A 22,961-nucleotide genomic window follows, 5' to 3' on the forward strand; every position below is an offset into this window, starting at 1 on the left:
ATGTCTTTCGCACTTACCGAGCGCCTTACGCGCGCCAGCGTCAAAAATGCTTGCTGCCTCACCGATTTCGTTCCGGTGCGCATGGCCGATCCGACGCCGCAAGGGCTGACGCTGGAGCTCAGCGCCTATGGATTCGCACGCGCCTTCTGCTCGCGCAACGGTCTGACCGACAAAGAGGCGTTTTTCGCCAAGCATCAGGAGATCAGGCAGAAATTTTCCAATTACGGATTGTCTCCCTCGGTCGTGAAAGCGCGCCAGCTCGTCTTTTTTCCGTGCCTGAAGGATATCGTCTTCGTCGATGGCGAATTCTCCGTCGCCGAGCCGGAAGAAGAATATATGCGGCTCTTCGACAATTACCGCGATCTCAATCCGAAGGATTTGAAGGCGCGGCACGAGAGCTACGCGCATGTCGCGGATGATTGCCTCGAGAAAATGTACGCCGACGCTTTCGAGGCGCCCGACGATCTCATCCATGTCACCTGCTCGGGCTATCTCGCGCCGAGCCCGGTCGAGCGCATGACCGCGAAAAAGGGCTGGCTGCGCACGACGGTCACGCACAGCTATCATATGGGCTGTTACGGCGCCTTTCCGGCCATACGCATGGCGCATGGCTTTCTCGCCTCCTCCCATATGGGCGTCACGCCGCCCAAGGAGCGCGTCGATATCGTGCATACGGAGATTCTCTCCGCGCATCGCGACGCCGAGGAGCTCACCGCGCAGAACATCATCACCATGACTCTGTTCGCGGACGGCTTCATCAAATACTCCGCCGTCACCGAGGATTATCTGAGGAGCCAGGGCCTCTCCGGCCTCAAGGTGCTCGCCTATAATGAGCATCTGCTTCCCGACTCGGCCGACGACATGACCTGGGTGCCGGGTCCGACGCGCTTCCATATGAGCCTGTCGATCATGGTGCCGGTGGTCATCAAGGCCGCGGTCAAAGGCTTCGTCGAGGACCTTTTGCGCCGCGCCGGGCTGGATTTCGAGCGCGAGCGCAGCCGGCTCTATTTCGCCATTCATCCCGGCGGACCCAAGATCGTCGAGCATATCCAGTCCGAGCTGAAGCTCGACGACGATCAGGTGGCGATGAGCAAGAATGTGTTCTTCGAGAATGGCAATATGTCCTCCGCCACCGTGCCGCATATTCTGAAGGCGATCGTCGAGGAGCGCTCTATTCCCACGGGCGCGCATGTCGTGGCGCTGGGCTTCGGCCCCGGCCTCACCGCGACCGGCCTCGTGCTCGAGAAGATCTGAGCGCCGATCGCATGGACGCCATGCTCGAAGCTCGGGATCGGATCGTATCGAGACGCGGCGGCGCGCTGCCTTTCGTCGGCCGAGTCATCGCCGCGACGCGAGGCGAGAGCGTCCTCGTCGAGCGCGTCCTGCATCTCGACGAGGACCTCTATCTCGCCGACCACGCCTTTGTTCACGCGCCCGGCGTCAAGCCGCTCTCGGCCTGCCTGCCCGTGCTGCCGATGACGATGAGCATAGAGGCGATGGCGGAGGTCGCCGCCTGCGTCGTTCCCGGACAGGGGCTCATCGGCGTCGAGGAGATAAAGGCGACGAGATGGATCGATCTCGTCGATGTCGAGTCCGCGATGCTGACGATCGAAGCGCGTCTCGACCGCTATGACCCGCAGCGCGCCGCCACTTTCGTGCGCGCCGCCATTCGCGCCGAAGGTCAGGGCGGGCCGTCGATCGAGGCGACGCTTCTGTTCGGCCGCCATTATCTGCTGGAGCTGTTCCCGGATTTCGGCGCGCTCGACGTGGGAATGGCGCAAAGGATCGACGCCGCGCGCCTGTACGCCGCGCGCCATTTGTTCCATGGCCCGGCCTTCCGCTGCCTCTTCGGCGAGGTTTTCGTCGAGGATCGGCGTATCGCCGGCCATTTGCGCATCCCCTCGCCCGCCGGCCTGTTTCGCTCCACAGCGGAGCCGCAACTGCTGCTGCAGCCCTGCGTGCTGGACGCCATCTGCCAGATGGTCGGCGTCCATGCGATGCAGCGGGATCGCTATGCTTTTCCCGTGGGGCTCGGCAAGCTCGAGCTCTATCGGCCGACGCCGCCAGCGGGATCGCTCGTCCCCGTGCGCATCGAGCTGCGCAAGACCGACGGCAAGACCATTCACGCCGATGTCGAGGCGGAGGATGGCGAAGGCGGCGTCTGGATGCGCATCGCGGATTTGCGCTGCTGGAAATTCCAATGGGAGCGGCGGCTCGTCGATTACCGCCGCGCGCCCGGACAATTTCTGCTCGGCCGCCCCGCGCCGGTCGGGAACACGGCCGACGGCCCTCTGGTCCTCCAACTCGCCGAGCCCGATCTCGGCAAATTCGATCCGCGAATGCTCGCGCGCGATTGCCTCGGCCTCGAGGAGGCCGCCGTCTATGAGAGCCATGCCCGCTTTCCGGCGCGCCAGCGCCAATGGCTGCTCGGTCGCACGGTCGCCAAGGATTGCGTCCGACGCTGGATCAGCGACCGCACGGGCGCCGAAATGGCGCATCCGGCCGCGATCCTCCTCCGGTCCGACCCGTCCGGCAGCCCCTATGTCGCCGGCGCGGACGGGCGCGAGGCCCTGCCCCATGTCAGCATCGCCCATTGCGAGGATCGGGCGATCGCCGCCGCCCATAGCGGGCGCGTCGGCGTCGACATAGAGCGGATCGCCGATCGGGACGACGGATTTCTCGCCGCCGTCGCCGGCCCTGACGAGCGAGAGAAGGTGAAGGCGCTCGGAGCGGCCCGCCGCGCCGAATGGATCACCCGGCTCTGGGGAGCCAAGGAGGCGGTGGGAAAGCTGCTCGGCTCCGGCGTCGACGGAAGGCTGAAATCGCTCGAAGCGGTCGATTTTTCGCCAGAGGGGAGCATTCGAATCCAGGATCGGGAAACCATGTCCGCCTATGCTGTCGAGACTATAGAAAGCAATGGCTTTATAATAGCTTGTGTGACGGAGGACGCTCCTCTTCCGCCCCGAGGCGCGGAAAGCGCCTCGGCTTGAGTATTTTCCGAGGGCGCCGCAATGTCCCCCGCGGGGCGGCTGGCGGCGAGGTGGAAAGGGTCCTTGTGTCCGGCGATACCCTATACGCGCTGAAAAGCCGCGCCGAGAGCGTCTCGGCCGCCGCGTCGAAAGGCGCGCGGATGACTTTGCTCATCGCATGGCGAAATCTCGTCCATGATCGCATCCGCTTCGCCATCACGCTCACCGGCATCGCCTTCTCCACGATATTGATGGGCATTCAGCTCGGAATGCTGCTGAATTTCGTTCACACGATCTCGACCGTCGTCGATCACGCCGGCGCCGATCTCTGGATCACGGCGGAAGGCGTGCCCAGCGTCGATCTCGCGACGCCTCTGCAGGAGCGGCGGCGCTTTCAGGCGCTGTCGGTCGAGGGCGTCGCGGCGGCCGAGCCCTATATGCTCCACTTCGGCTTTCTGAAGCGCCCGGACGGCGTTCGGCAGATCGTCATCGTCATCGGCATCGATCCCGATTCGACCATGGGCCTGCCCTTCGCCATGGTCGAGGGGCCGAGCGCGAAAGACGCGCTGGCGGAGCCGGACGGCGCGGTGATCGACCGCCTCTATGCCGATAAGCTCGGCATTCGCACGCTCGGCGAGACGGTCGAGATCAACAGCCACCGAATTCGCGTGGTCGGCTTCACGGACGGCATAAGGACCTTCACCCAGGCGCCCTATGTGTTCATGTCGCTCGCCAAGGCGCGATCCTTCTTCTATGCGCCGGACAATGACATCGCCTATGTGCTGGTGCGCGTCGCCGAGGGCTATAAGCCGGAGGCCGTGGCCGAGGCGCTCGCCGCGCGCATGTCGGAGGTCGAGGTGCTGACGGCGGGACAGCTCGCCTGGCGCAGCCAATATTATTGGCTCGTGACCACCGGCGCCGGCATCACGCTGGTCAGCTCGACTCTGCTGGCGCTGCTCGTCGGCGTCGTCATCGTCGCGCAGACGCTCTACGCCAGCACGATGGACCGCCTGCCGGAATACGCCGTCATTCGCGCCATGGGCGGCCCGCGCTCCTATCTCTACCGCATCATCGTGCAGCAGGCCGTGCTCGGCGGCGTTTTCGGCGCGGGGATCGGCCTCGGCGTCATCGGGGTCGTTGTCATCTTCACCCGCAATCTCAGCTCCGCGCCGGAGGTGCCGCTCTGGCTCGCCTTCGGCATCGTCGTGGCGACGATGCTGATGTGCGTCGCCGCCTCGATCGGCTCGCTCGGCAAGGTGATGACGATCGATCCGGTGAAGGTGTTCCGATGATGCAGCCCATTTTGAGTGCGCGCGGCCTCGTTCACAATTTCGGCGAAGGGCCGAGCGCCGTCCAGGTTCTGAAGAATATCGACATCGATATTCTGCCGGCGGAAGTCCTGCTCCTCGTCGGCCCCTCCGGCAGCGGCAAGACGACGCTGGTCCATATACTCGGCCATCTGCTGCGCCCGACCGCCGGCAAGATCACCATTTGCGGCAAGTCCACCGAGACTTTGGACGAAGATCGGCTCGCCGAGCTCCGCCTTCAACATTTCGGCTTCATCTTTCAGGCGCATAATCTGTTCCCGATGCTGACGGCGACGGAGAATGTGATGGTCGCGCTCGATCTCATGGGCGTCGATAAGGATGTCGCGCGCGTCCGGGCGCATGAGCTGCTCGGCAGCGTCGGCCTCGGTCATCGCATCGACGCTTTTCCGGCGGAGCTCAGCATCGGACAGAAGCAGCGCGTGGCGATCGCGCGCGCGCTCGCCGCCGATCCCGAGATCCTCATCGCCGACGAGCCGACGGCGGCGCTCGATTCCGAGAATGGCCTCAAGGCGATGGAGCTTCTGCAGGCGCTCGCGCGCAACGGCCGCCGCGCCGTCGTCATCGTCACGCATGACTTTCGCATTTTTCAATTCGCCAATCGCGTCTTGCATCTGGAGGACGGCTGCATCGTCGATAAGCCTCCAGAATCGTCCCATTCCTTCGGCGCAGGGAGCGCGTCATGAAACTCGATCGGCCGTCGCCGGCCATTCTTCTTCTCGTCGGCCTCGCCGCCGTATCGTCCACGATGAGCGGCCGCGCCGAGCAGGCGCTCTCGTCGAGCGCCAAGCTCGTCTCGCAGCACCGCGTCGCCGCCGCGCCCGGCGTCGTCGAGCCCAACAGCAAGGAGCGCGAGATCTCCGCGCAGATCGTCGGCGTGATCAAGGAATTCAAGGTCGAGGAGAATGACGAGGTGACGGCGGGGCAAATCATCGCCATCATCGACAATGCCGAGCAGAGCGCGCGCGTCGCCTCCGCGCAGGCGCAGCTCGCGCTCCGTCAGGCCGAGCTCGATCGCATATTGCATGGCGCGCGCGCCGAGGAGCTGCGCGAGGCCGAGGCCGCTCTCTCGGAAGCCGACGCCGGGCTCAAATATGCGCGGCGCGACTATGAGCGTCGACAGCCGCTGGCCAAGCGGGGCGTCTCGCCGCAGGCGATGCTCGATCAGGCGAAGGCCAATCTCGACGCCAGCGAGGCGCGCCGCACCGTCGCCGCCCAGCGCCTCGCGCAATTGCAGAGCGGAGCGCGCTCCGAGGACGTCGACGCCGCGCGCGCGCGGCTGCGGCTCGCCGATGCGGAGCTGGCCTCGGCGAAGGCGATGCTCGACAAGACCTATATTCGCTCGCCGGTGGCGGGAACCGTCTTGCGCCGCACCCATGAGGTGGGCGAGACCGTCACCAATGTGCCGCCGACGGCGGTCGCCATCGTCGGCGATCTGCGCGGCCTCAAGGTGCGCGCCGAGGTGGACGAGACCGACATTGGCAAGGTGACGCCGGATCAGCGCGTCGAGGTGGTCAGCGACGCCTATCCGGGGCGCAAGTTCCAGGGCCGCGTGAGCTGGGTGTCGTCGCGAATGGGCTCGAAGATCGTGCAGACCGGGCGCCCCGGCGACCGCGTCGATACAAAGGTCCTGCAAGTGCTCATCGATCTCGACGACGACGCCAAGCTGCCCGTCGGGCTCAGAGTGGATGCCTATCTCTTCGGAGAGCTCGTCGCCGCCAAGCCGTCTCGTTGAAGAAGGCCGTCTCGCTGTGAGAAAAAGCCGGCCCTTCGACGGGATATTCTCGGCGGGTCCTCTAGGGCGTATCCACGCCGAAGAACTTGCCGCGCACATTCTCGAAGTGCTGCTCGGCGTCGTAATGCTCGACGTCCAGATTCAACGCCGCCCGGTTCAGCCGGCCGATCGAGGCCAGCGCCGCATAGGAGGCCACGACGACGTCATGCTGTGAGACGACGACATTCACCCGCGCATGGAGCAGGCTCTGCTGCGCGTTGAGAACGTCGAGCGTCGTGCGCAGGCCGACCTTCGCCTCCTCGCGCACGCCGTTGAGCGCCATTTCCGCGGCTTTCACCGTGGCGTGGTCCGACTTCATCTGCAGCTTGGCGGCCTCCAGCGAGGCGTAGCTGCCGACGACATTGGCGCGCGCGTCGCCCATCTGCATATCCACGCCGAAGCGGGCCTGGCCCACCTGCTCTTTCGCCTGGCGCACCGAGGCGAAATCGGCGCCGCCCTGATAGAGCGGAACGCGGAAATTCACATTGACGCCATAGCTGAACTGCCGCCATCCGGGCAGGCCCAGGAAGAAGTCGTTCTGCTGCGAGAGCTGGCCGCTCACCGAGGCGGAGGGAAGAAGATCCGCCTCCGCGGCATGGACGGCGAATTCGGCCGCATCGACCTGATGATGCGCCGCCTCCACGCCGGGGTGAGCGCCCGTGGCGATGGCGATGGCGTCCTCGACGCTGCGCGGCAGCAGCTTTTCCACCGAGCCCGCGGGCTGCAGCCGCTTGGGCTCCTCGCCGACGATGCGATGATAGCTGGCCGCGCTTCTCTTCAGCCGCGCCTGCGCGCCATAGAGATCGGAGCGCGCCTGCGACAAGGCCGCTTCCGCCTGAGCGACGTCGGTCTCGGTCAGATAGCCGGCCGCCGCATTCTCCCGCGTATTGGCGAGCTGCAGCTCCAGCACGCGAATATTGTTCTGACGCAGCGACAGGATCGCCGTGTCGCGCAGCACGTCCATATAGGCGGTCGCGGCGTTTTGCAGGACGGCCTGCTCGATCAGCCGCAGATTGGCGCGCGCCGAGAGAACGGTGGATTCTGCCTTCTTCACATTGTTGAGCGTGCGGCCGCCGTCGAAAAGCGTCTGCGAGACATTGACGGTCACGGCCTGCGGATTGCCGTCGTGGTCGCCATGCAGATAGATGCGCTCATGCATGAAGGGCAGGCGGATCGTCGGCACCAGCAATTCGGTCCGCATGGCGCCGAGGCCGGCGATCACCGAGGCGTTGGGCCGCAGGCCGCTCCAGGCTTTGGCGACGCTCTCGTCATGCACGCGCACGCTGGCGCGCTGCTGGTTGAGATCGGGATTATAGGCATAGGCGCTCGCGAGAGCCGATGGCAAAGTCTCGGCGCTGGCGGGCGCGAGTATCGCGCCGACCGCCGTCAGGCCGATGATCATGCACGCATGTATTTTCATCCGTGCCAGCCGCCCTTTGGAGCGCGAATTACAAATATGACACGAGCGTAAAGCTCGGGGCGGCCGAATTAACGACCTGTTGACGGTACTAGCTTTCGAGACACGCGCTGTCAAGGAAAGCTAGTCTCTGAGATTGCCTGCAAGCTCAGAAAATTGCTCATAAAAGCGTCTTTGTCGTCATGCCGCGTCACTATGGGCCGAGTGAGGCTCGGAACCGCTCACGACGGCGGTTCCGCAAGCGCCTTCTCCGGTTCCGCCGCCTCGACCGCGCCGCCGCCCGCCGTCTGGCTGGCGAGATATTCGGCCAGCGCGCGCAGCGTCGGATGATCGAAGACGACGGTCGAAGGAATGGAGACCGAGGCGCCGAACTGCCCGAGCAGGCGATTGCGCAGCTCCACCGCCATCAGCGAATCCATCCCCAGCTCGAGGAAGCGGCTGTCCGGCGCGGGCGGCTGCGCGAGCCCCAGAATATGCTGCAATTGCCCTTGCAGATGCTCGGTCAGGAAGTCGGCGCGCTGCGCCTCCGGCACTTTTTCGAGCTGCTTCAAAAAGGCGCCGTCGAAGGCCGGCGCCGCGGCGGCCTTGGGCAGCACATGCTCCAGCATGGGCGGGCGCGTCGGTCCCATCAGCTTGGCGATGCGCTGCCATTGGGCGCCGATGACGATGGCCTGCGTCGCGCCGTGACGGATCATCTCCGCCATGGCCGAGAGCGCCATCGCCGGCTTCAAAGGCGTCAGCCCTTGCCTTCCGAGATTGACGCGCGCGGCCTCGCTCGCCGCCATGCCGGCCTCGGCCCAAGGCCCGTAATTCACGCTCGCCGCCGGCAGGCCCAGCGCATGGCGATGCGCCGCGAGGCCGTCGAGGAAAGCGTTGGCCGCCGCGTAATTCGCCTGCCCCGGCGAGCCGAGAACGGCCGACGCCGAGGAGAACATCACGAAGAGCTCCGGCGCGTCCTCGAGCGTCAAAACATGCAGGAGCCAGGCGCCGAGCGCTTTCGGCGCGAGGGTCTTGAGCACTTTTTCCGGCGTCTGCTGCGGGATCAGCGCATCGTCCAGCACGCCGGCCAGATGGAAGATGCCGCCGAGCGGCGGTCCGTCGCGCCGCACGCCCTCGAGCAGAGCGCGAAGGCTCGCTTCGTCGCCGACATCGGCCGTGATGGCGTCGACCCGGCAATCATATTGCGTCGCGATCGCCGCGATCGTCTCTTTCGCGCTGTCGTCCGGCGGCCGGCGGCTGGTGAGCACGAGACGTCCGGCGCCCTGCTGCGCCAGAAATTCCGCCGTGCGCAGGCCGAGCGCGCCGAGGCCGCCGGTGACGAGATAGCTTCGATCGCGGCGCGGCGCGGGCGCCTCCGGCACGGTGAGCACGATCTTGCCGATATGGCGGGCCTGCTGCATGCAGCGGAAGGCCGTCTTCGCCTCGGTGATCGGATAGGCCATGAAAGGCAGCGTCTGCAATTCGCCGCGGCGAAGATCCTCGGCGAGCTTATCTAGCATTCGCTTGATGCGCGGAAGATCGTCGCGCATCACATCGTCCAGCGCCAATATGTGATAGGCGATGTCGGGCCGGGCCGCGGCCATCGCCTCGGGCGTCCAAATGTCGCGCTTGGCGATCTCGATGAAGCGGCCGCCCTGCGCCGTCGCGCGCACAGTGGCGGCGACGAAGCCTTCGCTGGTCAGGCTGTTCAGCACGATATCGACGCCGGCGCCGCCGGTGTCCGCCAATATCTGGTCGGCGAAATCGAGCGTGCGCGAATCGTAGATATGTTCGACGCCGAGATCGCGCAGCGTCTGCTGCTTGGGCGCGCTCGCCGTGGCGTAGACGATCGCCCCCGCCTTTTGCGCGAGCTGCACCGCCGCGAGGCCGACGCCGCCAGAGGCCGCATGGATCAGCACGCGCTCGCCCTTTTTCGGCAGCGCCCATTCGTAGCCGAGCATGACGGTCAGCATGGCCGCCGGCAGCGTCGCCGCCTCCGCCGCGCCGATGCGCTCCGGCTGATGCGTCAGGAAAGGATAGGGCGTGTTCACCGCCATGGCGAAAGCGCCGCCCGGCGCGAAGCCGAAGACGCGATCGCCGACCGCGAAACCCTCGACGCCCTCGCCCACCGCCGTCACCACGCCGGCCAGCTCGCCGCCGATCTCGCCCGGATCGCCGGGATAGAGGCCGAGCACATTGAGCACGTCGCGGAAGTTCAAGCCGCCCGCGAGCGGACGGACCTGGACATGCCCCGGCCCCGGCGGCGCGAAGCTCTCCGGCGCGAGGCGCAGATTGTCGATGGCGCCGCGCTCGCTCGGCTGCAGGCGATAATCCTGCGTGGGCGCCGCGAGCAATCCGCTGCGCGCCCAGGGCATCAGCCGCGGCGCCATGCATTTTTTCCGGCGCAGCGCGAATTCCGGCTCCGGCGCGCCAGAGAGCAGCGCGTCGACGAGGGATTGCAGAGCCTCGGCGCTCCCATCCGTGTCGACGAGCGCGCAATGGGCGTCGGATTGCTCGGCGAGAATGGTGCGGCCGAGGCCCCAGATCGCCGATTGCGCCGGATCGACATTCTCGCTCGGATCGGCGGCGACGGCGCGCTCGGTGACGAGCCACAGCCCCCGCGCCGGCGCCGTCGCGCCCGGGCCGACGAGATAGCGCGTCGCGCCGATGATTCCATCGAGATCGCCGGTGAGGCGGCGGACGAGCGCATCGCTCGGCTCGGCCTCGATAGGCCCGGCATGGCTGGTCGCCAGAAAGACGAGCGCGAAGGCGCTCTCGCCCGCCTCGGCGAGCGCGAGAAAAACCTTGCGCCAATGTTCGGCGTCGCGCGGATCGAGCGTGAAGCCGTCGTCCCGCCGCTCATAGGCCGCGGCCGGGGCGACTGCGACGACGCGGCGTCCACGCTCGGCGAGCGCGGCGTGCAGAGCCGGCAGCCGCGGATGATCGGGCGCGGCGACGATGAGGGCGATTTCGGGCGTTGCGGCGTCGGCGGCCGGCGCCGCGACGAGCGGCCGCTCGCGCCAGCTCATGAGATGCAGCAATCGGCCGGCGTCGACGCCGAGGCCGCGCAGCAGCGCCTGACGAGGGGCGCGCTTGACGACGAAATCGTCTATGCCGCCGAGATAGCGTCCCTCGCCATCGGCGAAGACGAGATCGAAGGCCTGCGTCTCGGAGCGCTCGTCGGCGTCGGCGCGCCAGCGCGCATGGCAGTAGAAGCGGCGCGGCATTTTCTCGCGCAGAGTGACGCGCTCATAGCGCAGCGGCAGGAACAGGCTGCCGTCGTCGGCCGCGGCCTCGGGCGCCGCGGCGAGCAGCACGGCGCCGGCGACGCCAGTGCAGAGATCGAGCAGCACCGGATGAATGGGCTCGCTCGAAATATGCTCGGCAAGCTCCTCGCCGGCCTGCAGCTCGCCCACCGCCTCGGGGCCTTCCGCCCAGAGCGCGCGCAGCGAGCCGGACCAATTCGGCCCCCAGCGCAGCTCATTCTCCGCGAAACCGTCGAAGAGGCGCTGCGGCGACATGGGCGACAGCCGGCCGATGATCGCATCCATGGCCTCGGGCGCCTCGTCGCCGATCGCGGTCTCGAGCTCCACGCTGCCGGAGGCGTTGAGCGACCAGCTCGCGTCGCGATCGCCGCGCGGGCGGCTGTGAACCTCGAACTTGCGCAGGCTGGGCGAGGCCTCCTCGCTGGCGCGCAGCGTCAATTGCACGTCGCGCTGCTCCTCGCCGGTGAAGACGATCGGCTCGTAGAAGAACACTTCGCGCAGCTGCGCCGGCGCGCCGACGGCGGCGAGCGCCATGGAGGCGTAGGTGGCGCCGGGCACGACCATGGCGCCATAGATCACATGGTCCTCGAGCCAGGGCAGATGCTTCACGCTGAAGCAGGTCGCATAGACCGTATCGCCCGAGGGGAGATCACAGAGCGAGCCGAGCAGCGCGCCGGCGCCCGTCGCGCCGCCGCCCCGCGCGACGATGGCGCGCGGCCAATATTTCTTGCGCTGGAACGGATATTTCGGAATGTCGACCTTGCTGCGCTTCCACGGCGCGTCGATCGCCGCGAAATCCGGCCGCCGCGCGCCCGCGACATAGAGCTGGCCCAAGGCCTCCTCGATCTGCCGCGCGTCGGAAGAGTCCCGGCGCAGCGAGGCGACCGCTTGCGGCGCGGGCCGCGCATCCGGCCAGGCGCGCAGCGACATGGCCGCGAGCACCGGCTGCGGGCCGATCTCCACCAGCACGCGGCAGCCCAGCTCGGCGAGCGTCTGCACGCTCTGCGCGAATTGCACCGGCTGGCGCGAATGCCGACGCCAATATTGTGCGTCCAATCGCGTCTGCGCATCCAGCGTCCGGCCCGTGCGATTGCAGACGAGCGTATGCGTCAGCGTCTCGAAAGGCGTCTGCGCCGCGAAGGCTTCGAAAGCGTCGAGCGCCGGCTCCAGCAGCTCGGAATGGAAGGCGTGCGAGGTCTCCAGCTCTTCCGTGCGGCGGCCTTCGCCGCGGAAGGCCTCGACCAGCGCTCGAACATCCTCCTGCGGACCGCTGATGACGATATGCGCGCCATTATAGGCCGCGATCGAAACGCGCGGATAGGAGGCGAGCCGCGCCTCCACGACGCCCGCCTCGGCGAAGACCGCCGCCATCGAGCCGCCGGCCGGCAGATCGCCGAACAGACGTCCGCGCTCGGCGAGCAGACGCGCGCCTTGCTCCAGCGAAAAGGCGCCGGCGACGCAGGCGGCCGCATATTGGCCGACGCTGTGGCCGAGCACGACGTCCGGCGTCATTCCCCAGCTGCGCCACAGGCGCGCGAGGCCCATCTCCAGCGCGAACAAGGCCGGCTGCGCATAGGATGTGTGATTGATCGCGCCGTCCTCGCCGAACATCACGTCGAGCAGCGGGCGCGGCAGAATATCGGCGATCGCCGCGGCGCATTGGTCCAGCGTCTCCTTGAAGAGCGGCTGCGTCTCATAGAGCGCGCGGCCCATGCCGGAATATTGGCTGCCCTGTCCGGTGAACAGCCAGGCGGTCTTCGGCGGGTCCGCCGAAACGCCCGAGTGCAGTCCCGGCGTGGGACGCCCCTCGGCGAGCGCCGACAGCAGGCGCGCGGCGTCGGCGCCGTCCTGCGCGACGATCGCCGCCCTATGCTCGAGATGGGAGCGCGCCACGCCGGCCGTATGGCAGACATCGGCGAAGGCGGCCACAGAGGGCAGCGCCTCGACGCGCGCGGCATAGGCCTGCGCCAACGCCTGCAGCGCCGGCGCGTTGCGCGCCGAGAGGGGCAGCATATGCCAAGGGCGCTCGGCGGGAGCGGCGGTCTCGCCTGCCGGCGCGGCGGCGGGCGCCGGCGCTTCCTCGAGGATCACATGGGCGTTGGTGCCGGAGAAGCCGAACGAGCTGACGCCGGCACGCCGCTTGCGCTCGGAGCGCGGCCAAAGGCGCGCCTCCGAGACGATTTTCAGCGGCAGCTCCTTCCACGGAATATGCGGCGAAGGCGTCTTGAAATGCAGATGCTTGGGCAGCAGCCCATGTTCTAGCGACAGCACCACTTTGATGACGCCGGCGACGCCCGCCGCGGCTTCCAAATGGCCGATATTCGTCTTGGCGGAGCCGATGAGCAAAGGCCGATCGGCGGAACGTCCGGCGCCGAGCGCGGCGGCGGCGGCCTGCGCCTCTATGGGGTCGCCGAGCGAGGTGCCGGTGCCATGGGCTTCGATATAATCGACATCCGCCGGAGCGAGGCCGGCCTGATCCAGCGCCGCGCGAATGACGCGCTGCTGGGCGCGGCCGTTCGGAACGGTGAGGCCGCTGGAGGCGCCGTCCTGATTGACGGCGCTGCCACGCAGCACGGCGCGAATGCGATCGCCGTCGCGCTCTGCGTCCGACAAGCGTTTCAGCACCAGCACGCCGACGCCCTCGCCGCGCGCATAGCCGTCCGCCGAGGCGTCGAAGGTCTTGCAGCGGCCGTCCGGCGAGAGCATGCGCGCGCGGCAGGCGGCGATGGTCGTCGCCGGGCTCAAGAGCACATTGACGCCGGCGGCGAGCGACATGTCGCATTCGCCCGCGCGCAAGGCCTGGGCGGCCTCGTGCAGCGCGACGAGCGAAGACGAGCAGGCGGTGTCGATCGCCATCGCCGGACCTTCGAGCCCGAGCGAGAAGGCGAGGCGGCCGGCGATCACGTTGAGCGCATTGCCGGTGATGAAATAGGCCTGAATCTCCTCCGGCGAGCCGGCCAGGAGATGCGAATATTCATTGGCGCCGACGCCGACGAAGACGCCGGTTCGGCTGCGCGAGAGCCCCGCCGGGCCGAATCCAGCGTCCTCGAGCGCTTCCCATGCGGTCTCCAGCACGAGGCGCTGCTGCGGCTCCATCCACAGAGCCTCGCGCGGCGACACGCCGAACAGCTCGGAGTCGAAGAGATCGACTCCCTCCATATAGCCGCCGTTGCGCGTGTAGACCTTGCCGGCCGCTTCCGGGTCGGGATCATAGAGCTCGTCCATGTCGAAGCGCTCGGACGGAGCCTCTCGTATGGCGTCGACGCCATGCGAGAGCAGATCCCAATAGGCGTCCGCGCCGCCGGCGCCGGGCAGGCGGCAGGCGAGGCCGACGATGGCGATCGGCTCGTCGGCGCGCAAAGTCTGGATGACGGGCGCGGCCTCGGCCTGCGCCTCATTCTGCAATCCGATGCGCGAGAGCAGGAAATCGGCCGCGTCGGTCAGGCGCGGATGGTCGATCGCCATCGTCGCCGGCAGCGTCTCGCCGAGGTCCTTTTCCAGCCGCTTGCGCAGCTCGATCGCCATCAGCGAATCCATGCCGAGATCGAAGAAGCCGGCCTCCTCGCGAATTTGCGCCGGGTCGAGGCGCACCACCTCGGCCAGCACTTGCCGCATATGGTCGAGCAGCATGCGCTTGCGGCCCTCGGCCGGCGCCGCGAGCAGGCGCTGCGCCAGCGCGCCGCCGCCGATGATCTGCTCCTCGCCCTCGGGCGTCTCCTTCTCCAGCTCCTTCATGAAGGCGCGCCGCGCCTGCAGCTGGAACACGGGCAGGAAGCGCGCCCAGTCGACGCGCGCGACGACGCCGCGGCCATCGGCGGATTCGAGCACCGCCTTCATGCCGTTCAGCGCCAGCTCGGAGGAGAGCTCGAGCACGCCGCGCTTGGCCAATTGCTCGCGCGCCGCCTCATCCGCCATGCCGGCGGACCAGGGGCCGAAATTCACGCTCGCGCCCGGCATCCCTTGGCGGCGCTGCCAGGCGGCGAGCGAGTCGAGAAAGCCATTGGCGGCGGCGTAGGCCGTCTGGCCGAAGCTACCCCACACAGAGGCGATGGAGGAGAAGGAGATGAAAAAATCGAGCGACGCGCCTTCGAGCGCGCGCGTCAGCCGATAGGCGCCCCAGACCTTGCCGGCGAAGACTTTCTCAATGTGCTTTTGCTCGAGCGCGGTGAGGCGCGTCGCGTCGATCTCGCCGGCGGCGTGAATGACGCCGGCGAGCGGCGGCATGGAGTCGCGGATGCGTTCCAGAATGCGCGCGACATCCGCCTCGGAGGAGACGTCGCCCGGAATGACGCGCAGCTCGCAGCCCTCATAGCGCTCGCGCAGCGCCTCGAGACGCTGATGCGCGCGATCGTCCGGCGTGCGCCGGCTGGTGAGCGCGATGTGACGCGCGCCCTGCCCCGCCAAATAGGCGGCCGCCTCCAATCCCAGCGCGCCGAGGCCGCCGGTGACGAGATAAGTCTTGCCCGGCCCGATATCGAGCGGCCGCGCCGTCGCGATCGTCCGGCGACGCAGGCGCACGATGAAGGTCTGTCCGCCGCGAATGGCGAATTGGTCCTCGCTCTCGCGCGTCTCCGCGCGCAGAATATTCGCGCAGGCGCGCCAGTCGGCGGCCGAGGCTTGGCCTGCGGGAAGATCGACGAGACCGCCCCAGAGATCGGGATGCTCGAGCGCCAGCACCTTGCCGAAGCCGAAGGCGCAGCCCTGCGTCGGATCGATGGAATCGTCCTCCGCGACCGGTTGCGCGCCGCTGGTGACGAGGAAAACGGGCGTCTTGGCGCCCGACGCCGCGAGAGCCTGCGAGAGGCCGCAGGCGCCCGCCATCGCCACCTGCTCGAAGCGCTTCAGCGAGGCTTCGCCGAAGCCCTCGGGCGTATCGATATTGGTGAGGATGGCGACGCGCGTCGGCAGAGCGGCGGCGACGAGACGCGGGAAATCCGCGGCGGCGGCGAGATCGACGAAGCGCGCGGCGTGGCCGGCGTTCGTCAGCTCGTCCAGGAGAGGACGCGCCGACGCTTCGCTGCAAGCGGCGACGAGCCAGGAATGCGCGTTCGTCGAGGGTGCGAAATCGCGGCCGGCGCGCTTGCTCCAGGCGAGCTCATAGAGATTTTCGGCGGTGTTCTGCGAGAAGCGCTCGCGCTGATAATGATCGTAGAGCGCCTGCAGAACGCGCTGCGTCGCGCCTTTGTCGTCGGAAAGGCGCAGCCGGCCGCCGAGCTCCTCGAGCTGGCCGTCCTCGATCATTTGCAGGATTTGCGAGTCGGCGCTCTTCTTGTCCTGCGCCGGCGCGCGCGTCTGCTTGAACCAATAGCGCTTGCGCTGGAACGGATAGAGCGGAAGATCGATCTTCTCGCGCTTCCACGGCGCCTCGACGGCTTTGAAATCGATGCGCGCGCCGGCGACATAGAGCTGGCCCAAAGCCTCCTCTATCTGCCGCGCGTCGGACGAGTCGCGGCGCAGCGAGGCGACCGGCTGCGGCGCCGGAGTCGTATCCGGCCAGGCGCGCAGCGCCATCGCCGCGAGCACGGGCTGCGGGCCGATCTCCAGCACGACGCGGCAGCCGAGGCTCGCCAGAGTCTGCACGCTCTGCGCGAATTGCACGGGCTGGCGCGAATGACGACGCCAATATTGCGCGTCGAGCCGCGTCTGCGCGCCGAGCGCCTTGCCAGTGCGATTGCAGACGAGCGTGCGCGTCAAATTCTCGAAGGGAATCTTTTCGGCGAAGGCCTCGAAAGCGTCGAGCGCCGGCTCCAGCAATTCCGAGTGGAAAGCGTGCGAGGTCTCGAGCGCTTCGGCGCGTTTGCCTTCGCCGCGGAATTGCTCCGCTGCCGCCAGAACATCCGGCTGTGGGCCGCTGATGACGATATGCGCGCCATTATAGGCGGCGACCGAAACATGCGGATAGGCGGCAAGACGCGCCTCGACGGCGGCCGCCTCGGCGAAGATCGCGGCCATGGAGCCGCCCGCCGGCAATGCGCCGAACAAACGTCCGCGCTCGGCGAGGAGACGCGCGCCCTGCTCCAACGAAAAGGCGCCGGCGACGCAGGCCGCGGCATATTGGCCGACGCTGTGGCCGATCACCACATCCGGCGAGACGCCCCAGCTGCGCCACAGACGCGCGAGCCCCATTTCGAGCGCGAACAGCGCCGGCTGCGCGTAAGAGGTGTGGTTGACGGCGCCGTCCTCGGCGAACATCACATCGAGCAGCGGGCGCGGCAGAATGCCTTTGATCGCCGCGGCGCATTCGTCCAGCGTGTCGCGGAAAATCGGCTGCGTCTCATAGAGCTCGCGGCCCATGCCGGCATATTGGCTGCCTTGGCCGGTGAAGAGCCATGCGGTCTTCGGCGGATCGGCCGAGACGCCCATGTGGACGCCGGGCGACGGACGCTCATCGGCGAGCGCCGTGAGCAGCCGCGCCGCGCTCGCCGGATCTTCCGCGACGATCGCCGCGCGATGCTCGAGATGCGAGCGGCCGACGCCGGCCGTGTAGCAGACATTCGCGAAGGCCGCGACCGATGGCAGCGCCTCGACGCGCTCGGCATAGGCCTGCGCCAGCGCCTTCAGCGCCGGAGCGCTGCGCGCCGAAATCGGCAGCAGGCGCCAGGGACGCTCTCGAATGCGCGCGGTCTCCTGCGGCGCGGCGGCGGGCGCGGGCGCCTCCTCGAGGATCACATGGGCGTTGGTGCCCGAGAAGCCGAAGGAGCTGACGCCGGCGCGCCGCGCGCGCTCGGAGCGCGGCCATTCGCGCGGCTCCGAGAGCACCTTCAGCGGCAGCTGCTTCCACGGAATATGCGGCGAGGGCGTGCGGAAGTTGAGATGTTTCGGCAGCAGCTCGTGCTCGAGCGAGAGGACCACCTTCAGCACGCCGGCGACGCCGGCCGCGGCCTCGAGATGGCCGATATTGGTCTTGGCCGAGCCGATGAGAAGCGGCCTTTCCGCCGGCCGGCCTGCGCCGAGCGCGGCGGCTGCGGCCTGCGCCTCGATGGGATCGCCGAGCGAGGTGCCCGTGCCATGCGCCTCGAGAAAGTCGATCTCGCCGGCGATGAGATTGGCCTGCTTCATCGCCTCGCGAATGACGCGCTGCTGCGCGCGGCCATTGGGGACGGTGAGGCCGCCCGAGGCGCCGTCCTGATTGACCGCGCTGCCACGGATCACCGCGCGAATATTGTCGCCGTCGCGCAGAGCGTCGGAGAGGCGCTTCAGCACCATGATCCCGCAACCCTCGCCGCGCACATAGCCGTCGGCGGCGGCGTCGAAGGTCTTGCACTTCCCGTCTGGCGCGAGCATGCGCGCGCGGGAGAAGTTGATCATTGTCGCGACATTGTAGATGACGTTCACGCCGCCCGCGAGGGCGAGCTCGCATTCGCCGGCGCGCAGCGCCTGCGCGGCCTCGTGCAAGGTGACGAGCGAGGAGCTGCAGGCCGTGTCGATGGTGACGGCCGGGCCCTCGAAGCCGAAGCGAAAGCTCACGCGGCCGGCGCAGGCGGCCGGCGAGGTGCCGGTGCCGAAATAGGCCTCGATGACGCCATAGCCGAGCTTGCCGGAGAGCAGCGACAGATAGTCATGCGTGCTGAGGCCGAGGAACATGCCGGTGCGGCTGCCCTCGAGATCGGCCGGGGCGATCCCGGCGTGCTCGATCGCATGCCAGCTCGTCTCCAGCACCAATCTGTGCTGCGGGTCGAGATATTCGGCCTCGCGCGGCGACACGCCGAAAAATTGCGCGTCGAAGTTGGCGACGTCGTCGGCGAAGCCGGCGCGACGCGTCGTCACCTTGCCGGCGGCGTCGGGATCGGGATCATAGAAAGCGTCGGCGTCCCAGCGGTCGGCGGGAATGGGAGAGATGCCGTCCCGTCCCTCGCGCAGCAGGCGCCAGAAGGCTTCCGCGTCGCGCGCGCCGGGCAGACGCGCGGCGTAGCCGATGATGGCGATGGGCTCGGCGCGGGCGTCCTCGAGCTCGCGCACGCGGGCGCGCAGAGTTTCGATGGCCAATAGCGCCTTCTTCTTGAAGTCGGCCTCGCTCACGAGCGTCTATCCATTTTGAGAACCGCGTCTATGCTGCCCTCGAGCAGCGCATCCAGAGCGGCGTCGTCGAGCAGATCGATCTCCTGCTCGAGCGAGGCGCCTTCCCAGGCGATGGGCGGCGGAGGCTCCGGCTCCGGCTCGGCGGGCTTCATCCCCAGCGCCTCCTCGCGAATGAGCCGGGCGAGCGCCTCCACTGTCGGATGCTCGATCATCAGCGTCACCGGGAAGGAATGCTTGAAGGCGGCGGAGAGCGCATTGCCGAGCTCGACGCCTTTCAGCGAGTCGATGCCGAGATCCATCAGCGGCGTCTTCCAGCTGATGTTCTCGACGCCGCATTCGCGTTGCAGCCAATCGACGAGCTGACGCTCCAGCACGCCCGGCTGTGTGAGCGGCTCGCCGGTGAAGTCGATGGGCGCGACCTGCATGGTCGAGCGCCATTCGTGCAGCGCCGCCAGCGTTCCGTCCTCGAGCGCCGCGCGGCAGGCAGCGCGCTGGACCTTGCCGCTCGAGGTCTTGGGCAGGCCGAAGGATTTCAGCAGCACGATGCGATGCAGCGCGAGCTGATGCTCGCGGGCGACCTCGCGCCGCATGGCCATGAACACTTCCGCCGCATCGACGGAGCGCCAGGCGCTGCGGCGCAGCTCCTGCACGGCGACGAGGCGCACGGCGTCGCCCTCCTCGACGCCGAAGACGGCGCAGGAGGCCGGCTGCAAGGCCGGATGGCTCGCCTCGATCGTCTGCTCGAGATCCTGCGGATAATAATTGACGCCGCGAATGACGATCAGATCCTTGCGGCGACCGGTGACGAAGAGCCGGCCCTCGGTCAGAAAGCCGAGATCGCCCGTGCGCATGAAGGGGCCTTCGCCCGTCGCCGTGCGCGCGCCGAATGTCGCCGCCGATTCCTCCGGCTTGTTCCAATAGCCCTGGCCGACGCTGGCGCCGCCCACCCATATCTCGCCGACCTGCGAGGGCGCCGCCTCGACCAGCGTTTCGGGATCGACGATGCGGACGTCGACGCCGAGCGCCGTCTCGCCGGAGCTCACCAGCCGCTTGCCGCGCGCATCCTCGGCGTCGCAGAAGACGACATTGTCGCTGCGCAGCGCGGCCTCGTCGACCGCGCGAACGAGCGGCGGAACCGGACCGCGCTTGCCGGTGACGAGCAGCGTCGCTTCGGCGAGGCCGAAGGCCGGCGTCAGCGTCTCGGCGCGAAATCCGGCCGGCGCGAATGTCTTCGCGAAATCATCGATCGTCGAGGCGCGAACGGGCTCCGCGCCATTCCAGGCGATCGTCCAGGAGGAGAGATCGAGACTGGCGACGCCCTGCGCGCGGGCCGCCTCGACGCAGGCCTGATAAGCGAAATTGGGACCGCCGCCGATCGTGCCGCGATAGCGCGAGATGGCGCGCGGCCAGCGCAAAGGGCTCTGCACGAAGCTCGCCGGGCTCATGAGATAGACGGGACATCCTGCCCATGTCGGCGCCAGCGCGCCGGCGACGAGCCCCATATCGTGAAACAGAGGCAGCCAGCTCACGCAGACCGAATCCGGCGAGGAGCCGGAGCCCTCGTGCAGCGCCATCAGATTGGCGGCCACATTGCCGTGGCTCACCATCACCCCCGCCGGCGCGCGCGTCGAGCCGGAGGTATATTGGAGGAAGGCCAGCTCGCCGGCCGCGCGCGGAATGTCGCGCCAGACGGCGCTCTCATCGGCGAGATCGTCGATGGCGATGATCGGCGTCGCCGACGCTTCGCCTTCGGCGAGGCGCCGCTGCAGCAGCTCGACATGCTTGGATGTGGTGAGGACGAGCTTGGCGCCGCTGTCGATGACGATGAGCTCGAGCCGTCTGTCCTTGCCATGCGCCAGCGGCAGAGAGGTCGGCACGGCCGGCATTCCTGCGAGCAGACATCCATAGAAGGCGGCGAGAAAATCGAGGCAGGTCGGAAAGGCGAGCAGCACGCGCTCGCCGGGCGCGCCATGCCTTTGGAGAAAGGCGGCCATGGAGCGCGCCCGGCGATCGAGCTCGCCGAAGCTCCATGATTGGCGGATTTCCAGATCATCGTCGAGAAAGGCCGCCGCCAGCCGGTCTGGATGTTCGACGGCGTGGCGCCGCAGCCGCTCGGTCGTCAGCTCCTCGACCCCGCTCAATGAATTCGTCGCGCCCATTTCGTCGCCCCCAACGCGCACGCGTCCGATCACGCCGCAGCCGCGGCGTGGACGCAGTGTCCCAACCTCTTTCGTCAAAGCGGCTTCGCCCATCGCCCCCGGGCCGGCGAAGCCTGCTCGCCCCTCATCTCACGCCGAAGCGACCATCTTCTTCAGCTTCAGCGCGAGCCCCATATCGCCATCGACCTTCAGCTTTCCGGCGAAGAACAAATCGCGGCTGTCCACCTCTCCCTCGGCCATGCGGACGAAATCGGCGGCGGCGACGCGGATCGTGCAATCGGCCTCGCTCTCTCCTTCGCGCACGCCGGGATCATCCGCTGTGAGATTGAGCACAAAAGTGCAGGCGCCCTCGCCCTTCAGCACGAATTTATAGCGGGCGCCCAGAGAGCTCGCCTTGTCTCTGTGCGTGTCGATCATCTGGGCGGCCCGATCCAATATGTCTCTCACCGTGGGCATGCGCCCTCCTCGAATTCTCGCGCGTAAAAATTGCTGCTCGGAGCCGTTTGAAAAAGCGGGACTTCGAAAAGCCGACGCCCGCTTTTTGACTCTCCGCTCACACAGGCTCGGCCTGAAATTCATCGATCTGCGCGAGCAGCCGCTCGTCCGGTCCGGGAAAGGCCGTCGGCTGCTCCCCCTTCTCGATACGAGACATTTCCCGCGTATAGAGCTTCCTCAGCAAAATGATTGCCGCGTCGGAGGCGCCGAGCCGATTTTTCGAGCGATCGGGAATGATTCCTTGGCCCACGAGGACGATTCCATCCTCGATGAGCAGGAGATCCGGCCGCGATTCTATGTCTTCCCAGCGCTTCTCGCCGGAGAGCACGGATTGGATCACCTGCTCGACGGGCGGCAAGGACGAGGCGACATAGCGCATGCCCGAGCGCACGCCCTCGGCGACGTCGCGTCCATCCTCCGGCGACAAATGCGCCGCGACGAGGAGGAAGAACATTTTGTGGCTGACGTCATCGACTGGCACATTCCACAAGAAGCTCTTGAATCCGCGCAGCATGCCGGCGCCGGAGGTGAAATAGAGCATGTTCGGCATGAAAAGCGCGAGCTTGCGCAGATAGCCGTTGGGAAAGGAGGTGTATTGCATGAGGCCGTATTCGGTCTCGAGCGCCGTGGCGGCGGGAATTTGCCCGGCGTTGGCGGCGTCCTGATAAATGCCCTCGGCATGCACCCAACGCTGGTGCACATCATCGACCGTGTTCTCGAGATCGTGGAAATAGTTCCACTTGCGCAATTCGACGACGTGGAAATAGCCGCATTGCTCGAGCGAGGGCCAGCGCGGCAAGGGCGGCGTCGGCGCGGGGCCGAGATAGACCCAGATCAGGCCGAAATATTCCTCCACCGGATAGCTGCGCACGCGCACCTTTGCCGCGAAGCTCTTGGGCTCGAAGGGCTGCTCGACGCATTGGCCGGTCGGATCGATCTTCCAGCCGTGATAGCGGCAACGAATGCTGTCGCCCTCCACCTTGCCGACCGACATCACGAGCCCGCGATGCGGGCAGCGTCCGTCGATGATGCGCGCCACCTTGTCCTCACCCCGATAGAGGGTGAGCTCCTCGCCCAGAATTTTCAGAGGCTTCGGATGCGCCGTCGGAAGCTCTTCGGAGACGAAGACCGGCTGCCAATAGCGCCGCAGCAATTCGCCAGCCGGAAGCCCGGGGCCCGTGTGCTCGAAGTCGACATGCGTCGATCCGCTCATTCTACATCTTCCCAGCGATCGTTTTCGACAAAAAAGCTCGGCGTCTTTCGACACGAAATAATCTCGTCGCGCATCTGCGCGAAAACGCCGAAGTAGCACGGAGGCTATCCGGCGTTTCCTTCGGCTCCGATCGTAACGAACGACCAATAGGCCGTCCTATCGACGTTCGCAACCCATGGATGGCGTTGCATCCCTTTGGACTGTAGCGTAAAAAGCAAAGGCGGCCAAGCGCGGCGGCGGCGCGCTGCGATGCGAAATATTGCTCTTACAATCAAAAGCGCGGGTGGTTTCATTGCGCGACCTGTCGGATTCTATCGAGACGTCTTCTATGTCTACTTCCATAGC

The 22,961-nt window shown here is 67.2% G+C and carries 10 protein-coding genes; 5 read left to right on the forward strand and 5 right to left on the reverse strand.

All coding sequences use genetic code 11. The annotated features are described in order from the left end of the window. The 5 genes from ACT53T_RS15905 (at nucleotide 1) to ACT53T_RS15925 (ending at nucleotide 6,029) form a co-directional block, all read left to right on the forward strand. On the forward strand, nucleotides 1-1,254 hold the full coding sequence (locus ACT53T_RS15905) for a 3-oxoacyl-[acyl-carrier-protein] synthase III C-terminal domain-containing protein (protein WP_476161924.1): 1,254 nt from the start codon (nucleotides 1-3) through the stop codon (nucleotides 1,252-1,254). Nucleotides 1,255-1,274: 20 nt separating this feature from the next. Next, nucleotides 1,275-2,990 (forward strand): 4'-phosphopantetheinyl transferase superfamily protein, encoded by a 1,716-nt coding sequence (locus ACT53T_RS15910; RefSeq protein WP_476161925.1) that lies wholly within the window; start codon nucleotides 1,275-1,277, stop codon nucleotides 2,988-2,990. 140 nt (nucleotides 2,991-3,130) lie between these two features. Then, nucleotides 3,131-4,261: an ABC transporter permease gene (locus tag ACT53T_RS15915; protein ID WP_476161926.1), complete on the forward strand. Its 1,131-nt coding sequence runs from the start codon at nucleotides 3,131-3,133 to the stop codon at nucleotides 4,259-4,261. After that, complete coding sequence (locus ACT53T_RS15920) at nucleotides 4,258-4,980, forward strand: ABC transporter ATP-binding protein (protein ID WP_476161927.1); 723 nt, start codon at nucleotides 4,258-4,260, stop codon at nucleotides 4,978-4,980. Before ACT53T_RS15915 ends, ACT53T_RS15920 begins: the two co-directional genes overlap by 4 nt. Continuing rightward, complete coding sequence (locus ACT53T_RS15925; protein ID WP_476161928.1) at nucleotides 4,977-6,029, forward strand: HlyD family secretion protein; 1,053 nt, start codon at nucleotides 4,977-4,979, stop codon at nucleotides 6,027-6,029. The genes ACT53T_RS15920 and ACT53T_RS15925 overlap by 4 nt, the downstream gene beginning before the upstream one ends. Nucleotides 6,030-6,090: 61 nt before the next feature. Here the strand turns inward: ACT53T_RS15925 and ACT53T_RS15930 are convergent, their stop codons facing one another. From ACT53T_RS15930 to ACT53T_RS15950, 5 genes are all read right to left on the reverse strand, one after another. After that, nucleotides 6,091-7,488, reverse strand: coding sequence for a TolC family outer membrane protein (locus ACT53T_RS15930; RefSeq protein ID WP_476161929.1), 1,398 nt, complete (start codon nucleotides 7,486-7,488; stop codon nucleotides 6,091-6,093). A 218-nt stretch (nucleotides 7,489-7,706) separates the two neighbouring features. Further along, nucleotides 7,707-18,749, reverse strand: a complete 11,043-nt coding sequence (locus ACT53T_RS15935; protein WP_476161930.1) for a type I polyketide synthase — start codon at nucleotides 18,747-18,749, stop codon at nucleotides 7,707-7,709. Then, nucleotides 18,746-20,908, reverse strand: a complete 2,163-nt coding sequence (locus ACT53T_RS15940) for an AMP-binding protein (RefSeq protein WP_476161931.1) — start codon at nucleotides 20,906-20,908, stop codon at nucleotides 18,746-18,748. Before ACT53T_RS15940 ends, ACT53T_RS15935 begins: the two co-directional genes overlap by 4 nt. Nucleotides 20,909-21,037: 129 nt before the next feature. Further along, complete coding sequence (locus ACT53T_RS15945) at nucleotides 21,038-21,364, reverse strand: SCP2 sterol-binding domain-containing protein (RefSeq protein WP_400770846.1); 327 nt, start codon at nucleotides 21,362-21,364, stop codon at nucleotides 21,038-21,040. A gap of 97 nt (nucleotides 21,365-21,461) precedes the next feature. Next, nucleotides 21,462-22,616 (reverse strand): Rieske 2Fe-2S domain-containing protein, encoded by a 1,155-nt coding sequence (locus ACT53T_RS15950; protein WP_476161932.1) that lies wholly within the window; start codon nucleotides 22,614-22,616, stop codon nucleotides 21,462-21,464. Nucleotides 22,617-22,961 lie beyond the last annotated feature (345 nt).

The sequence above is a fragment of the Methylosinus sp. DMC45 genome (assembly GCF_056313885.1).